We start from the raw sequence: 19,435 nt of genomic DNA on the forward strand, positions 1-19,435 counted from the left end.
ACCCTAGGGTACCAATTGCGATATGTGTGAGTCTGAGCGCAACCCCTTCATTTGAGACTGCCATGTATTACTGTTAAGCGCTTAGCGTTAGTTCACTGTTGTAGATTAGATTGATACAGACATAAAAAAAGCGCCTCGCGGCGCTTTTAGTGGTTTAGGCCATCCCTTGGATGACCACAAATTTTTCTAGGAGCTGATCCTCGGTCTCGGCATTATCGGGATCGGTGATAATGCATTTGGAGATCGGGCAGACCGACTGGCACGTTGGTTTTTCGTAATGGCCTTTACACTCGGTGCATAAATCAGGCTCGATCTCAAAGATCTCAGAACCCATCGAGATGGCCCCGTTGGGACACTCGGGCTCACACATGTCGCAGTTTATACATTTATCGGTGATGAGTAGTGCCATATCACTTACCCGATGGGTTACGTGTATCTTGTCCTGATTGTAGGTTACGCATCAGTAGCGCGTACTCTAGATCCATATCTTCTGGCACAGGAATAAATACGAAATGACCGCTGCCTTTGGCATCTGTGATGGTTTCTGACTTACGATTTTCCATCGCTTCTAAGGTGAAATGAACATTGCCGCGTGGTGTCATCAGCTCAAGGCTGTCACCGAGCATAAATTTGTTTTTCACTTCCACTTCAGCCAGATCGCCACGGCGCTTGCCAGTAAACTCGCCGACAAATTGCTGTTGGTCAGAAACCGAATAGCCATAGTCATAGTTTTGGTAGCTATCGTGGGTGTGTCGACGTAAAAAGCCTTCGGTGTAGCCCCGGTGTGCAAGGTTCTCGAGGGTGTTCATCAGGCTCTCATCGAATGGTTTACCGGCCACGGCATCATCAATTGCTTGGCGATACACCTGTGCGGTGCGTGCGCAGTAATAGAAAGACTTAGTGCGGCCTTCGATCTTTAGCGAGTGTACGCCCATTTGGGTCAAGCGCTCAACGTGCTGAATGGCGCGTAAGTCTTTTGAGTTCATGATGTAGGTGCCGTGCTCATCTTCATAAGCGGCCATCAACTCACCCGGACGTCCGCCCTCTTCGAGCAATACCAAATCATCAACCGGCTCGCCTTTACCCAGGGTTGGGGTCACTTCTTGAACTTGTACGACTTGGCCTGCGTCGTCTTCTTTGCCTTTATGAACTTTGTAGTCCCAACGGCAGGCATTGGTGCAGGTACCTTGGTTTGGATCGCGCTTATTAATATAGCCTGATAGCAAACAACGACCAGAATACGCCATGCATAGCGCGCCGTGAACAAACACCTCAAGCTCCATTTCAGGGCAGTGTTGGCGGATATCTTCGATCTCTTCCAGTGCTAGTTCACGCGATAAGATCACACGCTCAATCCCTTGCTGCTGCCAAAATTTGACGGTCGCCCAGTTAATCGCATTGGCTTGCACGGAAAGGTGGATTGCCATATCAGGGAAGTGCTCACGCACCATCATAATCAAGCCAGGATCCGACATGATCAGCGCATCAGGGCCCATATCGATAATCGGCTTGAGATCGCGAATAAAGGTTTTGAGCTTGGCGTTGTGCGGCTGAATATTACAAACCACGTAGAATTTCTTACCCTGTGCGTGGGCTTCATCGATGCCGATTTTCAGGTTCTCGTGGTTGAATTCATTGTTGCGCACACGCAGGCTGTAGCGTGGCTGACCGGCATACACGGCGTCGGCCCCGTAGGCGAACGCATAGCGCATATTCTTTAGGCTACCGGCGGGAGAGAGTAATTCTGGCGTAAACATAATTCCAAGCTTGAGTCTGAGTATAAGTCAGGCACCTTCACGTTGAAGGTGAGTGTGGGCGCCATTTTACTGTGACATTGCCCACACTACCAGCCGAATTTACCTAATCTTTGTAGGGATTAGTTAGTCGGTTTTTAAACCGCCTAAAGCCGTGAATAAGCCTTCTAATAACGTGTCGAGCTCGCCGCACATCAGCGATAAGTCAGCATCAAGGCGGGCGGCAACATCTTCTCGGTCGATGTCAGCGTTTTGATCGCGGATCTCTTCAGAAAATTTCAGGCGCTTCAGGCTCAAATCATCGCCTAATATGAAGTCGATTTGCTCTTRCCAGTCCATGGATAACTTGGTGACTTGTTTGTCTGCCTCTAGGTGCGCCTGAATTTCGTCACTGGTGAGATCTTGCTGTTTGCATTTAATCACCCCACCTTCTTCGAGTAGCGCTTTCAGTTCTGCCTCATCACCGAGGTGAAAGCCTTGCGGCGCTTGGCCTTGCTTCACCCATTCGGTCATCGCGTGCTCTGCTGGGATCTCGGTTTCAACCGGCACGACAGGTAAGCTGCCGATAGATTTTCGTAATAGCGCGAGCAACTCTTCGCCTTTTTTGATGCTGGCTGCATCAACTAATACCAGGCCTTTATCGGCCATGAGCAAGGCACACATTTGGCTTTGGCGCGTGAAGGCACGTGGCAAGAGCTCCATGACCACATCGTCTTTTAGGCTATCTTTCTCGCGCTTTTTCAGGCGTTGCCCTTGGGCTTGCTCCATGGCGTCGACTTTCTCTTCCAAGGCGTCTTTGATCACCGACGCGGGGAGCAACTTTTCTTCTTTGCGAGCGCGGATCAGGATATTGTTACCGCTGACATGCGTAAGCATATCGCCGTGCTTACCCAGCGCATTGTCCCAACCAAACTTTTGCATGTCCTGGCTGCCACACGGGGTAAAACCGAACTCTTTCAGCTGGCTTTCCAATTGGGTTGGATCGAGAGGAATATCACGGGTAAGACGATAGACGAGTAAATTCTTAAACCAAATCATGGCGAGGCTTTATCCATCCTGTTGTGAGAAAGGCAACATGGTATTGCATTCACTCTCGAATGTCGCTGCAATTAGCGTAGAATTTAACCCTGCTCGCGACTTCAGCGAGACAAACTTGCCCAACTTCCTCAACGAATGGATTACCTCAGTTGTGTTAAAAATCATTCATACCTCCGATTGGCATCTTGGTCATCAGCTGCATGGTTATGATCGCCAATATGAACATCAAGCTTTTCTCGATTGGCTTAAGCAATGTCTCATTGATGAGCAAGCCGATGCCTTATTGGTGGCGGGAGATGTGTTTGACAGTGCTAACCCACCCGCCAGTGCTTGGCGGATGCTGTATCGATTTTTAGCTGACATTGCCAAAGCACTGCCAGACTTAAATGTAGTGATCACTGGCGGGAATCATGACTCACCTAGCAAACTCGACGCCCCACACGAGCTACTCAAAGCCTTTGATTTACACTTAATTGGCGCCATCGCGAGAGATGGAGATGGCGATTTAGATACTGAACGTATGCGCGTGCCAATTACCGATAAGTCAGGCGAGGTCGCGGCTTGGGTATTGGCAGTACCTTTTTTGCGAAGTGGTGATTTACGTACAGAAGGGCTCGATGAAAAGGACGATCGGCTTATTGAGGGAGTGCGAGCTATTTATCAGCAAACGGAGCAAGCGGGGCGTGAGAATGCGCGCGCTGATCAGGCATTGATAGCAATGGGCCATGTGTATATGGCCAGTGGCGAGTTATCAGAGATGTCAGAGCGACGCATTCTGGGGGGGAATCAGCATGCGCTGCCGGCAGATATTTTCAGTGAGGATATTGCTTATGTCGCACTCGGGCATTTGCACTTAGCCCAGCAAGTGGCGAAACAATCCCGGATCCGTTACTGCGGCTCACCGATTCCACTATCGTTATCAGAGCGACATTATCGGCACCAAGTATTAGCCGTGACCCTTGAAGACAACCAGCTACAAAGTGTGGTGCCACATTATGTACCGCGTGCGGTAGATTTATGGAGAGTGCCGGAACAGCCCGCACCGCTGGAGACGGTACTCGACGCCTTGGCGGGGCTCACGCTTGAGCCTTTACCGCTGTCGCAGCAGCCTTTGCTTGATGTCCCTGTTTTATTGGATAAACCCCAGCCGATGTTAAGAGAAAAGATCTTAGCCGCGCTAGAGAGTAAACCCGTACGGCTTGCGAAAATTACCCCTCATTATCGAGAACAACCACAAACAGGTGGCTTTCGGCAACAACGGTTATCTGAGGTTGAGCCTTATCAGGTACTGCGTCATGGCTGGCAGCAAAAGTATCAAGGTGAACCGGATACGGCGTTATCAGCAACGTTTTCTCAGTTATTGGCGCAACTGGAACAGGACGAGGATCAATAAACGATGAAAATCCTGGCATTACGTGGCGAGAATTTGGCCAGCATTCAACATCCGTTTGCATTGGACTTCTCACAAGGACCACTGGGTGACAGTGGCTTGTTTGCGATCACAGGCAAAACAGGCGCGGGAAAGTCGACGCTTTTGGATGCGATTTGCTTGGCGCTTTACGACAAGATCCCACGCTTTCAGTCCAATAAAAAGCATGATGCGGATATTGGCTTGGGTGACCCGGCCACTCGGGTTAAAGCCAATGATGTGCGTAGTATCTTATCGCGTGGCAAAGGTGAGGGATACGCAGAGGTTGATTTTGTCGCCTATGACGGCAGCCGTTGGTGCGCACATTGGTCGGTACGCCGGGCGCGGGGCAAGGCGGATGGCCGCATACAGGCGAGTGAACATTGGCTGGAAAACCTCGCCACAGGTCAGCGTATTGCCGGGAAAAAGCAAGAAGTCCTTAGCGAAATAGAGCGTCTCGTTGGTCTCAGTTATGAACAGTTCCGCCGTGCGGTAATGTTGCCACAAGGGGATTTTGCCGCTTTCTTAAAAGCGTCTGCCGATGATAGAGCGGCCTTACTTGAACGGATGACAGGCACTGAGATATACAGCCGGCTGTCGCAAATGGCCCACGAGCGGGCCCGCGATGAAAAGCAAGCACTGGATCAACTGACCCAACAGTTGGGCGATATTCAGTTACTCACGGATGATGAAGAACAGCAACTGCATCAAGAGCAGGCGCAATGCCAGCAGCACATTCACGATTTACAAACTCAGCTGAGAAAACTCAATGACTACCGCCAACAACACACGCACCTTGCCCAAGCGCAGCAGGGTGTCGAGACGGCTCAGCAGGCGCTCGATGAAGCGAGTGAAGCGCGAGAAGGCATTGCCGCGCGGCGAGAGGCGTTGGATGAGATAGAGCGAGTGCAAGTGGCGCGCGATGACTGGCAAGCGGTGCAGACTACCCAATGGCAACGCCAAGCGCTCACACTCGAAAGCCATCAACTTGCACGCGAAGAGCGCGAGATTGCGCAAGCATATGAACAAGAGGCCGAACGCTGGCGCGCCGCCAACCGAGCATTGGCTGAGGCCGAGCAATATTGGGCGGATATTGAGCCTAAAGTGCGTGAGGCGCAGCAAATCGATACGCAATTGTCCGGCATTGAGCGGCAAATGCACGATCAAAACGTGGCGTTGAATGAGCAGCAGCAAAAGTATCGTCATGCTCACCAGTCACTCGTCCATGCGCGCGAACAAGCCGAGCAACAGCAACGTCGCGAGACGGCGTTAGAACAAGAAATCGCGCAATATGGTGACTTCTCGCATGTGGCGGAGCACTATCAGCCGGTGTTCGATAACCTGCGCCAGTACCTCGATTGCCAAGATACTCTCTCGGCGCTGCAAGAAGAGTATCAAGCCCGTTATCATCAGCAGCAACATTGGCAGCCGCAACGTGACAAGTTGGACAAAGACATTGCCCAAGTGGATGACAGTAGTGCGCAGCTGAAAGCCAAGCGACAAGCGCTGGATCCTGAGGCGCTGCAGGCAAATCAAGACGCAGATCAGGCGCGGTATAGCAAATTGCACACTCAAAAGCAGCAGCAAGACGCGGTGCTCAATGAGGGGAAAAACTGGCAGTATTGGCAAGAGCGCTGTCAGCATAATCAAGCGGAGCTGGAAAAACACCAAGCATTGTTTGCGGACAGCCAAGCGCATTTAGCCCACTTGAAAGAGACACTAACCCGCGAGCAGGCTCAGGTGGAGGAGGCTCAGAATAGCCTTCAACAAGCGATGGCGGTGGTCGAGCTTGATGATCTTCGCCAAACCTTACACGAGGGGGATCCTTGTCCGCTCTGTGGGGCTACCGAACATCCTTATCTGCACCATGCCCCCGCGATTGAAGGCATGATCGCCCAGCAGCAAGCGCGTGTAGACGCCTTGCAAGCCTCGTATAACCAGCACAATGCCGAATACTATTATTGGCAGAAACAGCACCAGCAAAGCCAGCACGCGTGCGCCGAGCTGAGAGAACAGGGGGCTGTTTGGCAGGCTGAGCGACAGCAATGCGAACGCGAGGTGTCTGCCGCGATCGCTGAGCTGGATGAAGCCATCGACTTATCACGTCCACTCAGTGACATCCTCGGCGAGATTGACGCACAGGCGCAACAAACCTATGCCGAGTATCAAACCTGTTATCAAGCGATGACGGAGCGCCAACGACAGCTTGCGCACGTGCAACAAATGGATACGGCCATCGCGGAACTCCAACATGCACGTGAGCAGCGAGTGGCACGACGTCATCAACTTGATCAGTCACTGACTGAGTGTGAGACACGACTCAACGCGATTGATGAGCAATGGCAACAGCAACACGCGCAACTCACGCGCGTCAGCCAATCGTTGGATCAGCAGTTAGGTGCTGGGCAATGGCTGGCGAGCCTGCAACAGGTGGGGGCGGCGCATTATATCCGCCAGATGGAGCAAAAAATTCAGGCCTACCAGGCGCTGCAAGATGAAAAAGCGGCGCTTGCTGAGCACAAACAACAAAGAGAGACCGAACTGGCCACGCTCTCGCAGCAGTGTCAGAGCTTGTCGGAAGATATTCAAGCACGGCAAGCGCAATTGGTTGTGTTGGCGCAAGAGCATCAACAACAAAGTGTCGCGCGCCAAGCACTGATCCCGCAATCAGATTTAGAGGCGTTGGAGCGAGAATATAAAGCCGCCATCGACGGGCAGCGGGCGCAACGTAACCACGCTGAGCAGGCGTATACGCAGGCCAGTGAAAAGCGCGCGGGCGTACAGGCGCGTCAGCAAACTCTCGATACCCAGCAGCGTGAGGCGGACCAGCGCTACCGCGCAAGTGTTAGACGTTGGATCCAATGGCAGCCGGAGCTTGGTGTTCATCAGTATGATTTAATTACCGCACTTTCTTACAGTGAGGCATGGCGAGCTAATGAGCGACAGGCTATCAGCGACGTTGAGGCGCGTTATCAAGAAGCAAAAACACGCCTTGATGAGCGTCAGCAACAGCTTAGTCATTGTCAGCAGGCCATCGCTGATGCAAGTGCTTGGCTAGCGACGCAGCAACTCGCGGAGGATGAGGCATCACTTAGCGCGCAGCAAGCGAGTTGGCAACAAGCACTTGAAGAAAACGAGCAGCGGCTCTTCACCCTCCGCCATCAATTGACGGAGTCGGAAAAAGCCAAACAGCAAGCCGGCTCGCTGACCGAAAAAATCGAGGGACAGAGGCAGCAAACCGAGCAATGGTTGAAATTGGCCGACCTGATAGGCTCTGCCAGTGGCGCTAAATTCCGTAATCTTGCGCAGTCGTTAACCTTGTCCCAGCTGGTCGAGATTGCCAATGAGCACTTGGCGTCATTGTCACCACGTTATGCATTGCAAACGGTACCGGATAGCTTGCTGGCGCTACAAGTGGTCGATCATGATATGGGTGATGAGGTGCGTAGTGTCGAATCACTGTCTGGCGGAGAGAGCTTTTTAGTCTCGCTCTCGCTGGCGCTAGCACTGGCCTCTTTAGCGGCAGATACCCGCCAGCTTGGCTCATTGTTTATTGATGAGGGCTTCGGCACCCTAGATCCTGACAGCTTAGAAATGGCGCTCGCCTGCTTGGACACTCTGCAAGCGGATGGCCGACAAATTGGGGTGATTTCGCATGTGAATACGCTGGTTGAACGGATTGGTGCGCAAGTGCGCGTAGATAGCCAAGGTGGTGGCGCAAGCAAAGTCATGGTGACAGAGCAAGGTGTTGGCTAGGTCACAGCCTGTCGACACAAGGGGAAAATAGCTCGCGCTGGGTCACAAAAATGTCATAATAAATCCACATAATGGCGCCAGTTCAATGATAACACTAGGTAATTATCATGGTTAGACGGATTCTCGTTGTTGAAGACGAAGCCCCCATTCGCGAGATGCTTTGTTTTGTGCTTGAACAAAAAGGTTATCAAACGGTTGAGGCAGAAGACTACGATTCGGCACTGGCGCAAATATGCGAGCCTTACCCAGAAATGATCCTGATGGATTGGATGTTACCTGGTGGATCGGGGCTCAATCTTATTAAGCACTTAAAGCGGGAAGAGTTGACCCGACAGATTCCTGTGGTGATGCTGACCGCACGGGGCGAGGAAGAAGACAAAGTGCGAGGCCTGGAAGTAGGCGCAGATGACTACATCACCAAACCTTTCTCGCCGAAAGAGCTGGTGGCGCGATTAAAAGCGGTGATGCGCCGTGTATCGCCGACAACCTTGGATGATGTTATTGAAGTACAAGGGTTGAAACTTGACCCTGTCTCGCACCGAGTGACCGCCAATGATGAGCCGCTAGACATGGGGCCGACCGAGTTTAAGCTGTTGCACTTTTTCATGACCCATCAAGAGCGTGTATATAGCCGCGAGCAGCTACTCAATAACGTGTGGGGCACCAATGTCTATGTTGAAGATAGAACGGTCGATGTGCATATTCGTCGTTTGCGCAAAGTGCTAGAAGCCGGTGGGCACGCTAAATTGGTACAAACGGTACGCGGCGCTGGATACCGCTTTTCAACACGTAGTTAAATCCGGCCTACATCAGGTGTAGGCTGCATGGAGACGCAATGGTCGAACGACTGTCTTGGAAGAAGCTAGCCTGGGAGCTGGCTTTTTTTTATTTACCTTGGTTTATTATAGGCTGGCTGTTTGGTGGCCTACCTTGGCTATTGCTTGGCGCTACCGTTGCCATGCTGCTTTGGCACCTGCATCAGCAGGTCAAGCTGTCCGATTGGCTTTGGAAAGACAAAAGCCTGATGCCACCCTCTGGCACCGGCTCCTGGGAGCCTTTGTTTAATGGGATTTATCGCTTACAAAAGCGTAATCGTCGTCGCCGTAAGGAGCTGGCGAATCTGATTCGTCGCTTTCGCAACGGGGCAGAGTCTTTACCGGATGCGGTGGTGGTGTTTGAGCGTGACGGTGCCATTGTCTGGTGTAACAAATTAGCCCAAGAGCTGCTTGGCTTGCGTATGCCTGATGATAATGGTCAGCATATCAGTAATCTTATCCGCGCCCCTGAATTCGTCAGCTATATAGCTGATGCCAACTACGATGTGCCGCTTGAGATGCGCTCTCACCTCAATAGCGCGCGCACACTTGAGTTCCGGACCATGCCCTATGCGGAAGGCGAATATTTGATGGTGGTGCGTGATATCACTCAGTTGAAGCAACTGGAAGGGATGCGCCGCAACTTTTTCGCCAATGTTTCACATGAGCTACGCACGCCGATGACGGTGTTACGTGGCTACTTAGAAATGACGGAAGATCCAGAGATGGTCGTCGGTCCCATGTGGCCCAAAGCACATGGGGTGATGACCGAGCAATTGTCCCGGATGGAGTCACTGGTGGAACAGCTTTTGACCCTGTCTAAAATTGAAGCGGCGGCCAAGCCTGAGTTGGATCATCTTGTCGATGTGCCAGCCATGCTTGATGTGCTACAAAAAGAAGCCCAAGCTTTAAGTGGTGATAGTGAGCATGTACTCACGTTTGAAGTTGATACCAGCCTTAAAGTAAAAGGCAATGATGACCAATTACGCAGTGCGATTTCCAACCTAGTTTATAACGCAGTAAAGCATACTCCGCCCAAAGCTGGGATCACTGTGCGTTGGTATCGCGCAAGCAAAGGCCCACGCTTGGRAGTGCAGGACAGTGGCGAGGGTATCGCGCCGCAACATCTGGATCGGTTAACCGAGCGTTTTTATCGGGTAGATAAAGCGCGCTCCCGTGAAACGGGTGGCAGTGGCTTAGGGCTGGCGATTGTAAAACATGCGCTCAGTCATCACGATGCGGAATTAGATATTCAAAGTGAACTCGGGGTAGGGAGCACGTTCTCCTTTACCTTACCGGAGCGGTTAGCATGTTAAAGCGGTTTTTGGCCACAGCCTGCCTGCTATTGAGTGTGGCGAGCCTTAGTCATGCTGACACCCTGCCTGATTATCAACGTAGCAGTGGTATATCCGGTAACTTGAGCTCAGTGGGATCAGATACCCTAGCCAATATGATGGCCGCTTGGACGGAAGGGTTCAAACGGTTGCATCCCGGAGTGAATATACAGCTACAAACGCCAGGCTCTGCCTCCGCCGCCCCCGCGCTGGTGGAAGGGACAGCCCAACTTGGCCCCATGAGTCGTCCGATGCGGGTCAGTGAAGAAAATGCGTTTCAAGCACGTTTTGGCTATCCTCCTACCGCGGTCCCCGTTGCGGTGGATGCGATGGCCGTCTATGTCCACCAAGATAACCCTTTACGCGCCATCAGCTTTCAACAGCTGGATGCGGTATTTTCTCGCACGCTTTGGTGTGGCGCGAGTCAGCCGGTGGCAACCTGGGGGCAATTGGGCTTATCAGGCCGTTGGGCCAACCGAGATTTACAATTATTCGGCCGCAACTCGGTATCCGGTACCTATGGTTATTTTAAGCAAGCCGCGTTGTGCCGTGGGGATTTTCGTGCCGATGTGAATGAGCAGCCTGGCTCGGCGTCAGTGGTGCAGTCGGTGGCCTCTTCGCTGAATGCTATCGGGTATGCAGGAATTGGTCATCAGGCCTCTGGCGCGCGCATGTTGGCGATTTCACACCAGGGAAAAGCGGCGATAAAGCCCACCCCTTCAGCGATTCGAACGGGTGAGTACCCCCTTACCCGTTATTTATATTTGTACATCAATAAAGCCCCCAATCAGCCGCTGGCGCCCCTTGAATCGGCATTTATGCGTTATATTTTGTCGGCGCAAGGGCAGAAGGCGGTGAGCCAGCAAGGCTATATTCCCTTGCCGGCTCAAGCGGTGCGCGCGCAAAGACAAGCACTAGGGCTGGATGCATCGCTAAAAGACTAGCTGCGAGATAATCGGCTTGTGAGGGACTCGGCGTTGCGCAAGCGAACGCTTGGCGCGCGCTTAGTCACTAAAAGTCAGCGTCCAGTTTACGGATTGCCAGTATTGCTTTTCGGCTTCCAAATCCGCCGCGAGCAAGCGGTTTTCTTGCAACCACCCTGTCGGGAAGGTGAGCTGCCATGCCCCTTTCTTGTCGACACTGAGATCAATCTCTGGCAAGGCCTCGTCGTTACGCTGTGAATGCAACACACAGGCTAACCGTAGTGCGCAAATCAGCGTCTCGATGAGCTTAGGTTTAAACAAGGTAAACTTAGGCATCTCGTTGAGCTTTAGTGCCTTACGATGGAAGCGCGCGAGGGTGGCAAGCACGGTTTGCTGCTCTTGGTTAAACCCAGGTAAATTGGTATTGCGCAAAATATACGCAGAATGCTTGTGGTAGCCAGGATAACCAATGCTTAACCCCACTTCGTGCAGCAGCGCAGCCCAATTCAAAAGCCCGGCGAGCTCTGCTTTTTTGCTGCCCTTATCCGGCTCGGCTTGCGCATAAAAATACGCCGCTGTATGTTGCACGCGACGGGCGTGGCTCAGGTCGATGTTGTAGCGTGCTGCCATATCATCCGTCGTGCGACCACGGATATCGGTACGCTGAAAGCGGTCTTCCATTTCATAGAGCAACCCTTCACGTAATGCACCATCAGAGAAGCGCATCGATTCGATGGCAAGCGCATCAAATATCCCAGAAAGAATCGCGACGCCGGCGGCGAAAACCGGTTGGCGGTCAGCCGACAAGCCGGGCAAGTCGATACTGTCGCTGTTTTTAAATTTCAGCAGCTTTTCGATCAGGTTATCTAACCGCTTACGGGTGATAATCCCATCTTCATCACCGAGGCCGATAATCACTTCACGAATCGCTTTGATGGTGCCTGACGCACCGAGTGCCACTTGCCAGCTGGCTTGGCGGTATTGAGACGCTAAGCTTTCTAGCTTTTGTTGGGTAGCCAGCTGTGCGGCGGCAAATTGCTTAGGCGTAATGTTGCCTTTGGGGAAAAAGCGCTCGTTATAACTGACACAGCCAACCCGTTTACTGTTAACTAGTGCGGGCTCAAAGTTATCCCCGATCACTAATTCTGTACTGCCGCCCCCAATATCAATCACTAATTTTCGGCCAACGTTTTGCTGCGTATGGGAGACGCCCATATAAATAAGACGCGCTTCTTCCTCCCCAGAAATGATTTCAATCGGGTAGGGTAAAACCTGTCTCGCCCGTTCGATGAAGGTGTCGACATTGCGCGCTTGGCGCAAGGTGTGGGTAGCGGCGATACGGACATTTTCCATGTCGAGGCCGTTCAACCGCTCAGCAAACATGGCTAAGCACTCGACACCACGGCGGATCGCCTCATCACTGAGGCGATGTTGTTCATCCAGCCCGGCGGCCAGTCGCACACGTTGTTTATGACGACTCACTATCTGCAGTCCTTCGCCAACGACGCGCGCGACGACCATATGAAAACTGTTAGAGCCGAGATCAACCGCTGCGATTTCGCGAGGCTTATTTTTTGACTGGGGGTGTGTCATGTTGCAACTTTTCCGCGTTTTTGAGTTCTTGGCGCTCCACGTGTTTAAGGTAATCATAGATCTCGGTTTGCGAGCGGATCTTCTTTTTGTTACCGCGTTTTACGTAGGCGTTAGACATGGCTTTATCGATAACGCGGGCTTTCGCGCGATCGGAAAATTGAATTTCTAAGATCGCCATGATGCGATCTTTCAGTCTGGGATCGCGAATGGGTGCCCCAACCTCAATGCGGTTATCGATGTTGCGGGTCATCCAATCGGCAGACGAAATATACATATCACGTTCGCCGCCGTTTTCAAAGGCAAACACGCGGGGGTGCTCTAAGAAGCGGTCGACAATACTGATCGCTTTGATATTTTGACTGACTCCTTTAACCCCTGGCACCAGCGAGCACATGCCGCGCACAATAATGCGGATTTTCACCCCTTCATTGCTCGCTTTGTAAAGCAGGTTCACCAATCCTTTGTCGACCAGGTTGTTGACCTTGAGGGTAATACCAGCCTTACGCTTGGCCTGTGCATGTTCAATTTCACGTTCAATCAATTTATACATACGCCGCCGCGAGTTACGTGGCGAGACAATTAAGTGATTGAACTTAACAGGACGGTAGGGATTTTCAATAAAATCAAAGACTTTACGAATTTCTGATGTCAGCTGTTGATCCGCGGTAAATAAGGCAAAATCGGTATAAATACGCGCTGTTTTCTCATGAAAGTTGCCTGTGCCAATGTGACCATAATCGCGCAGCACCCCGTCTTCACGACGAGAAATCAAACACAGTTTCGAGTGAATTTTGAGCCCAGGGGTGCCAAACACTACTTTTACACCAGCATCCGTGAGCACCCGTGACCACTCGATGTTAGCCTCTTCGTCAAAGCGCGCCTGGAGTTCAACGACCACGGTGACACGCTTGCCATTGTTGGCGGCATCAATCATTGAGTTAATGATGCGGGAGTTTTTCGCTACGCGGTACACATTGATACGAATACTGCGCACCTTAGGGTCAAAGGAGGCCTGGCGCACCAGCTCGGTCATATGCCGGAAGGTATGGTAGGGATAATAAAGGAGAATATCGCGTTGGCGAACGGCCTCAAATGCGTTGTTTTGTAGTTGAAAATCTGCTGACTCGAATGGGGGCAGAGGCGGGTTTTCCAGGTATTTACGCCCCACATTCGGAAAGCCAATAAAATCGCGAAAGTTGTGATAACGCGCACCCGGTAAGACACTGTCGTAGTCGGAGATTTTTAATACCTGAATCAACTTGCTCACCATTTCTGGCGGCATATCGCGTTGATAAACAAACCGAACGGGCAGGGCGGTTAAACGCTGATCCAAGCTTTCTGACATATTCTCAAGCAGGCTGTGCTCCACTTCATTGGTCAGATCGTATTCTGCGTCACGGGTCATTTTCATCGCGTACGCTTCGACCGTGTCATAGTCGAAAAAGCCACTAAAAATTTGGTCTAAACACAAACGAATGATGTTATCGAGTAAAATGATGGTTTTACGCTGCCGTTTTCCTTTTGGCTCAGGGACTTTAACAAAGCGTTCTAGCTCATCAGTGGGGATCTCTATCAGCGCATACTTGGGCTCTTCCCCTTCTTTTTTCAGCTGAACGGCGAGGTAAGAATAGGCGTCTTTCAAAAAGCTTAAAACATCGACGTCTTTGTTAAGCATGATTGGCGTGATGTAAGGCAAAATATTGCTTCTAAAATAACGCCTTAGCCACTGGGCTTGATGGTCAGAGAGTTGACGTTCGTTGACTAAAAAAATGTGGCGGCGGGCCATTTCTAGCAAGATATCATTGTAAAGATGATCAAAGTCTTGGTTCAGCTTGACGACTTTCGCTTGAATCTTGCTCAACAACTCTTTGGCATGACTTTCTACTCCCCGCTCCTCATCAATGATGATGCGCCGTTTCACGTCGGCAAACCGTACTTGATAAAATTCGTCAAGGTTGGATGAAAAAATGCCTAAAAACCGGACTCGCTCAATAATCGGGACGCTTTTGTCTGCAGCTTCTTGCAAGACACGTTCATTAAAAGAAAGCCAGCTAAGTTCTTTGTCGACATGATAAGAGTCTAAAGTCATAACGCGTAAGAAAATCCTGTTCTACTGAATAAAATTGCTGTCAAAATCGACAATCAAGTCGTCTGACAGCGTTTCAAGGGCTTCATGCAATACGTTAATGTCCGCCGTTGGTGGGACAGTTAAATAAAAATCTGCGGTGAAAATTTGCCCGCCCGTATTGGCGGCACTTTGCGTTTGGGTGTTGAGTTTGTTGATGGTGACGCCATGAGCGGCGAGCAGTTGGCTGAGCGTTTGAACGATGCCACGCCTGTCGTTGCCTGTCACCGACAAGGTATGGGTGATCGGAGACGGCGAAGCGGGTGTCGCATCGGCGATCAGCAGCTGCAAGCCATCGAGCGCGCGTAACGAATGAACCAAGGCATCAGCGTACGTGTCTGATACCGAAATGTGAATGATACCGGCAAATTGCCCTGGTAGCTGACTGAGCCGACTGGCTTGCCAGTTGCCATGATGGCTGAACACTGTGTGTGATATCTGATCAACCAGGCCTGCGCGATCTGGGCCGACTAAGGTGATAACAAAGTGTTTCATGCGTGATCCTTACGGCGATTGTTCAGACAATTATTGAGGTCAGTCAAGGTGTTGTCTATGCTGCGAGAGGCTAAACTCACGAAAGTGTGCCCAATATCAACTTGGGCAAGCCTAAAGCCCGTTTGTTGCATATTTATTGCGTGGCAACCAAGTCACTAGGCGTGAATGACCGCGCGCGATACACTAAAGGAAAGCGCCGCAACGCGTTGATCCTTACGGGCTATGACAGGATACCGCTGTCACAAAATTGTCATTGTAATGACATACAATGCAGGGCTTGCTCAATAAAAAGAGGCACGAATGACCCACTCTTCACCATCATTAACGGATACCCGACCGGCGCGGCGGTTTAAAGATAAACTGACTCGCCAAACGGTACGTCTTGGTGGCGTGATGGTATTAGTGACCCTGCTGCTTCTTTTCTTCTACTTACTCACAGTGGTGGTACCGCTTTTTCACCAAGCGAGTGTCAGCTTGAGTGAGCGTTTTAGCGTAGCCACTCCCGGCGTGCCTCAATACATTGGCGCCGATACGCGCAATCAGTTGGCGTATGGCTTGGATGATCGAGGGGTGTTAACCGTAGTCAAGCGCCCGTCACGGTCTGGGACGCCCGCAGCCAGCGCCGTGCCACGCGCGCAAACGGTATTACAGCAGCCGTTATCCAGCATGGATAAGCCTGCGATAAGCCGCGTCGAAGCATCTACGCCGTTTTTGGCGGTAGAAAAGACACCAGGGCGCGTGGCTGTTTGGCAATTACGCTTTCGTACACAGTATCAAGCTGACGCTTCAGTGGTCCCTCAATTGTCCACTATGCCGGCCTTTGGTCGTGAGTTGATAGTGGACGCGAGCGCGCAGCCGCTTAACCAGCTTACTGTTGCGGTGCCGGATAGTTTACATGGTCAAACCATCCCGCCAGTGCTGGCTGCCGTTACCCAGGATAACCGCCTGGTCGTCTATCGGGGTACGCAAAAAAGCACGGTGCCCCTTTCACAAGCCGTTGACCATATTGCGTTATCAGGAGACGGACAGCGCTTGTTTGTCCATCAACAAAATCGCTTAGCGATTTGGCGCTTAAAGGGAAACGATCTAGCCTTGCGCGAAACGGTCAATCTCGACAATGTCGTCACCAGTCCGGTCACGAAAATGGCGATGCTAGCCGGGGGGCGCTCTTTGCTCCTTCAGCACCAAGACGGCACAGTGACACAATGGTTCGATGTGGTGAAAAATGGCGAGCCGTCGTTAACCGAAGTACGCGCGTTTTCGCCGGGAGAGGGCGTGGCGCGTCTTGCACCAGAGCGTCACCGCAAAAGCATGGCGACGGTGGATGAAACCGGACGACTCAGCCTAGTGCATGCCACCAGTAAAAAGGTGCGCCATTTCGATGCTCAGTTTACCGCGCTGCCTGATGCTTTGGCGTTTACGCCTCGCGCAAACGGGCTGATTGCTGTGGTTGACAGTCAATGGCAATGGTTGACTGTTGACAACCCTCACCCAGAGGTGAGTATTCACTCGCTATGGCAGAAAGTGTGGTATGAAGGGTATCCGTATCCCCAATATGTGTGGCAATCGACCTCTGCGGATGACAGCTTTGAAGCAAAACTGAGCGTGGTTCCGGTGATCTTTGGAACCTTAAAAGTCGCCTTGGTTTCTTTAATTTTCGCAGTGCCGATGGCGATAGGGGCAGCCATATACACGGCTTACTTTATGTCATCTGGCTTACGGCGTTGGGTGAAGCCGACGGTGGAAACAATTGAAGCGTTACCCACCGTCATTATCGGCTTTTTGGCCGGCTTGTGGCTGGCACCTTGGGTTGAATCGCACATTGCTAGCGTCTTCTTGCTGCTCTTGCTTATCCCTCTTGTTTTGCTTGGGCTAAGCGGGGTGTGGCGCATGATCCCAAGGTATGTGCGACGCCGCTTACCTGATAACGCACAAATTGTGGTCATCATTCCGGCCTTATTGCTGGTGGGCGTATTCGCCGCGTACCTGGGGCCATGGGTAGAGCAGCTGTGGTTAGGGGGGGATGCACGCCAATTTATCACATATGAGCTTGGCATCGGCTATGACCAGCGCAATGCGTTGGTCGTGGGTATCGCGATGGGCTTTGCGGTGGTCCCAACCATTTTCTCGATGGCCGAAGATGCGATTTTTTCGGTGCCTCCACACCTTAAAAACGGTGCCTTGGCCTTAGGGGCAACACACTGGCAAACCTTGACCCGGGTGGTGTTGCTTACCGCGAGCCCAGGTATTTTTTCTGCTGTGATGATGGGTTTTGGGCGCGCGGTGGGTGAAACCATGATCGTGCTGATGGCTACTGGCAATACGCCGATCATGGATTGGAATTTGCTCGAAGGATTACGTACCTTATCGGCCAATATCGCGGTAGAAATGCCGGAGTCTGAAGTGGGTAGCTCCCATTATCGGGTGCTGTTTTTAACCGCTTTTATTCTTTTTGTCTTCACGTTTGTCTTTAACACATTGGCAGAGCTGATCCGTCAGCGTTTGCGTGACAAGTACAGCAACCTTTAACCGAGACGAGAATGCGCATGCGTCCATGGATAAAATCTGGCACTCCCTGGGTTTGGATGACGGCCGGAATGGTCAGTGTCAGTCTGATCGCGATTCTCGGAGTGCTGTTATTGCTCGGTTATCGAGGCTTAGGCTACTTCTGGCCGACACCAGTCACCAGCTTTGAAGTGAAGAGTGAGCAGGGGGTAGAAACCGTGGTCGGACAAATTTACCGAACCGACCAGGTTGATGCGACGCAGCTTGAAGATGCCGGTGTTGCATTGCCAGCCTATCGCCAGCCTAGCTACCAACGTTTGGTAGTTAAAACCGGTAATCGAGAACAAGCGGGCATTGATTTTCGTCAGCTACTTGCGTTTCAGATCAAAAGCCAGCACACGCCAGTTGAAATGGCGATGATCGAGCGAAGTGAAAATGGCATGTTTTATGGTAAGCCTCAAGCATACGTCGACGCCGGTGGCCACCGACATGCATTAGTGCTGTCTGAACTTTATCAACGCTTGGAAGATTTAGCGGCGCGTCGCGCGGTGATCAATGACATCGAGCAAGTACACTTAGCGGGTGTTAACTATCGGCTGGAGCAATTGCGGCTGGAGGAAAAGTCCCTCTCATTAGACAGCCAGCTAAACACGGCAGACAAAAAACGAATCGATAAGCGTCGTTCACAGCTGCTATCGCAGTATCATCAGCTAGAGAAAAAGCTTAAACAGTTGCGAGAAAAACAACAAACAGGCGCGCTGGTTGTTGAAGATAGCCACGGTGACACCGTGGCGTTGCCACTGCAAAATGTGATTAATGTTTGGTATCCCAACGCCATGAGTGCGGTTGAGAAGCTTGAATTTTGGGGATACCAGGTCGCGGCCTTCTTATCGGAACCACCACGAGACAGTAATGCCGCGGGGGGCGTTTTTCCCGCGATTTTTGGCACCGTTTTCTTGGTGCTGTTGATGTCAGTGATTGTCACCCCGTTAGGGGTGCTTGCCGCGGTATACCTTCACGAATACGCGCCGAAAACGGCATTTACGCGTATTATTCGCATTGCTGTGGTTAACCTCGCCGGGGTGCCGTCAATTGTTTACGGGGTGTTCGGGCTAGGCTTTTTTGTCTACTTTATCGGTGGCACCATTGATGAGCTGTTTTATCAAGCGGCTCAGCCTGCCCCTGTCTTTGGTACGCCAGGCATTCTCTGGTCGGCATTGACATTAGCGATCCTCACTTTACCTGTGGTGATAGTGTCTACAGAAGAAGGGCTGGCTCGGATCCCGACCAGTGTCCGCCATGGTGCCTTTGCCCTTGGCGCCACCCAATCAGAAATGCTCTGGCGGGTGGTTCTGCCGATGGCCAGTCCTGCGATGATGACAGGGTTGATTTTAGCGGTCGCTCGTGCAGCCGGAGAAGTGGCGCCCTTAATGTTGGTGGGAGTGGTTAAGGTCGCTCCCTCTTTGCCAGTGGATGGTAACTTCCCGTTTTTGCACTTAGAGCGGAAGTTCATGCATCTGGGCTACCATATTTATGATGTCGGCTTTCAAAGCGCGCACATCGAAACGGCGCGTCCTTTGGTATACGCCACGTCGTTTTTGCTTGTGTCTGTGATCGTGGCGCTCAATTTGTCCGCGATTGGTATTCGTCATTACTTGCGTGAAAAGTATCGCGCATTGGAATTATAAC

Annotated in this window: 13 protein-coding genes; 7 read left to right on the top strand and 6 right to left on the bottom strand. The window is 51.6% G+C overall.

The window, feature by feature from the left end:
* Positions 1-154 precede the first annotated feature (154 nt).
* The 3 genes from BZG14_RS04660 to rdgC all read right to left on the bottom strand — a co-directional run bounded on the left by BZG14_RS04660 (position 155) and on the right by rdgC (position 2,789).
* Positions 155-409: a YfhL family 4Fe-4S dicluster ferredoxin gene (locus BZG14_RS04660; RefSeq protein WP_077608110.1), complete on the bottom strand. Its 255-nt coding sequence runs from the start codon at positions 407-409 to the stop codon at positions 155-157.
* Position 410: 1 nt separating this feature from the next.
* Positions 411-1,757, bottom strand: a complete 1,347-nt coding sequence (gene trhP, locus BZG14_RS04665; protein WP_077608111.1) for a prephenate-dependent tRNA uridine(34) hydroxylase TrhP — start codon at positions 1,755-1,757, stop codon at positions 411-413.
* Positions 1,758-1,880: 123 nt separating this feature from the next.
* Positions 1,881-2,789, bottom strand: coding sequence for a recombination-associated protein RdgC (rdgC, locus tag BZG14_RS04670; protein ID WP_198532018.1), 909 nt, complete (start codon positions 2,787-2,789; stop codon positions 1,881-1,883).
* Between the two features lie 40 nt (positions 2,790-2,829).
* On the opposite strand from rdgC, the gene BZG14_RS04675 reads away from it, so the two are divergent.
* The 5 genes from BZG14_RS04675 to BZG14_RS04695 all read left to right on the top strand — a co-directional run bounded on the left by BZG14_RS04675 (position 2,830) and on the right by BZG14_RS04695 (position 11,049).
* Positions 2,830-4,185: an exonuclease SbcCD subunit D C-terminal domain-containing protein gene (locus BZG14_RS04675; protein WP_077608113.1), complete on the top strand. Its 1,356-nt coding sequence runs from the start codon at positions 2,830-2,832 to the stop codon at positions 4,183-4,185.
* A gap of 3 nt (positions 4,186-4,188) precedes the next feature.
* The gene (locus BZG14_RS04680) at positions 4,189-7,956 is read left to right on the top strand and encodes an AAA family ATPase (RefSeq protein ID WP_077608114.1); all 3,768 of its coding nucleotides are present in this window, start codon (positions 4,189-4,191) and stop codon (positions 7,954-7,956) included.
* A 107-nt stretch (positions 7,957-8,063) separates the two neighbouring features.
* A complete protein-coding gene (gene phoB, locus BZG14_RS04685) occupies positions 8,064-8,753 on the top strand; it encodes a phosphate regulon transcriptional regulator PhoB (RefSeq protein ID WP_069363277.1) in 690 nt (229 codons plus the stop codon).
* A gap of 38 nt (positions 8,754-8,791) precedes the next feature.
* Positions 8,792-10,087 carry a phosphate regulon sensor histidine kinase PhoR gene (gene phoR, locus BZG14_RS04690; protein WP_077608115.1) on the top strand — a complete coding sequence of 432 codons (1,296 nt, stop codon included), beginning with the start codon at positions 8,792-8,794 and terminating at the stop codon, positions 10,085-10,087.
* Entirely contained in the window at positions 10,081-11,049 is a 969-nt protein-coding gene (locus BZG14_RS04695; RefSeq protein WP_069363275.1) for a PstS family phosphate ABC transporter substrate-binding protein, read from the top strand. The genes phoR and BZG14_RS04695 overlap by 7 nt, the downstream gene beginning before the upstream one ends.
* 60 nt (positions 11,050-11,109) lie before the next feature.
* Here BZG14_RS04695 and ppx read toward each other — a convergent pair whose 3' ends face one another.
* Genes ppx through BZG14_RS04710 form a run of 3 tightly spaced genes read right to left on the bottom strand, consistent with a single transcriptional unit; the run spans position 11,110 to position 15,241 of the window.
* The gene (gene ppx, locus BZG14_RS04700) at positions 11,110-12,621 is read right to left on the bottom strand and encodes an exopolyphosphatase (RefSeq protein ID WP_077608116.1); all 1,512 of its coding nucleotides are present in this window, start codon (positions 12,619-12,621) and stop codon (positions 11,110-11,112) included.
* Complete coding sequence (gene ppk1, locus BZG14_RS04705; protein WP_069363273.1) at positions 12,596-14,710, bottom strand: polyphosphate kinase 1; 2,115 nt, start codon at positions 14,708-14,710, stop codon at positions 12,596-12,598. Before ppk1 ends, ppx begins: the two co-directional genes overlap by 26 nt.
* A gap of 21 nt (positions 14,711-14,731) precedes the next feature.
* Positions 14,732-15,241 (bottom strand): glycine cleavage system protein R, encoded by a 510-nt coding sequence (locus BZG14_RS04710; protein WP_077608117.1) that lies wholly within the window; start codon positions 15,239-15,241, stop codon positions 14,732-14,734.
* Between the two features lie 300 nt (positions 15,242-15,541).
* Between BZG14_RS04710 and BZG14_RS04715 the strand changes: the two genes are divergently transcribed.
* Both BZG14_RS04715 and pstA read left to right on the top strand, forming a co-directional pair.
* The gene (locus BZG14_RS04715; RefSeq protein ID WP_077608118.1) at positions 15,542-17,770 is read left to right on the top strand and encodes an ABC transporter permease subunit; all 2,229 of its coding nucleotides are present in this window, start codon (positions 15,542-15,544) and stop codon (positions 17,768-17,770) included.
* Positions 17,771-17,787: 17 nt separating this feature from the next.
* On the top strand, positions 17,788-19,434 hold the full coding sequence (gene pstA, locus BZG14_RS04720) for a phosphate ABC transporter permease PstA (RefSeq protein WP_077608119.1): 1,647 nt from the start codon (positions 17,788-17,790) through the stop codon (positions 19,432-19,434).
* Position 19,435: the final 1 nt, after the last annotated feature.

Origin of the sequence: Salinivibrio sp. IB282 (assembly GCF_001995685.1) — a bacterium.
Lineage (GTDB): Bacteria > Pseudomonadota > Gammaproteobacteria > Enterobacterales > Vibrionaceae > Salinivibrio > Salinivibrio kushneri.

Bases quoted from the DNA above. Each gene is read 5' to 3' on its own strand.
- BZG14_RS04675 (WP_077608113.1), top strand. From the start codon at position 2,830: ATGGTATTGCATTCACTCTCGAATGTCGCTGCAATTAGCGTAGAATTT.
- pstA (WP_077608119.1), top strand. From the start codon at position 17,788: ATGCGTCCATGGATAAAATCTGGCACTCCCTGGGTTTGGATGACGGCC.
- BZG14_RS04695 (WP_069363275.1), top strand. From the start codon at position 10,081: ATGTTAAAGCGGTTTTTGGCCACAGCCTGCCTGCTATTGAGTGTGGCG.
- phoB (WP_069363277.1), top strand. From the start codon at position 8,064: ATGGTTAGACGGATTCTCGTTGTTGAAGACGAAGCCCCCATTCGCGAG.
- BZG14_RS04680 (WP_077608114.1), top strand. From the start codon at position 4,189: ATGAAAATCCTGGCATTACGTGGCGAGAATTTGGCCAGCATTCAACAT.
- ppx (WP_077608116.1), bottom strand. From the start codon at position 12,621: ATGACACACCCCCAGTCAAAAAATAAGCCTCGCGAAATCGCAGCGGTT.
- BZG14_RS04715 (WP_077608118.1), top strand. From the start codon at position 15,542: ATGACCCACTCTTCACCATCATTAACGGATACCCGACCGGCGCGGCGG.
- trhP (WP_077608111.1), bottom strand. From the start codon at position 1,757: ATGTTTACGCCAGAATTACTCTCTCCCGCCGGTAGCCTAAAGAATATG.
- BZG14_RS04660 (WP_077608110.1), bottom strand. From the start codon at position 409: ATGGCACTACTCATCACCGATAAATGTATAAACTGCGACATGTGTGAG.
- ppk1 (WP_069363273.1), bottom strand. From the start codon at position 14,710: ATGACTTTAGACTCTTATCATGTCGACAAAGAACTTAGCTGGCTTTCT.
- BZG14_RS04710 (WP_077608117.1), bottom strand. From the start codon at position 15,241: ATGAAACACTTTGTTATCACCTTAGTCGGCCCAGATCGCGCAGGCCTG.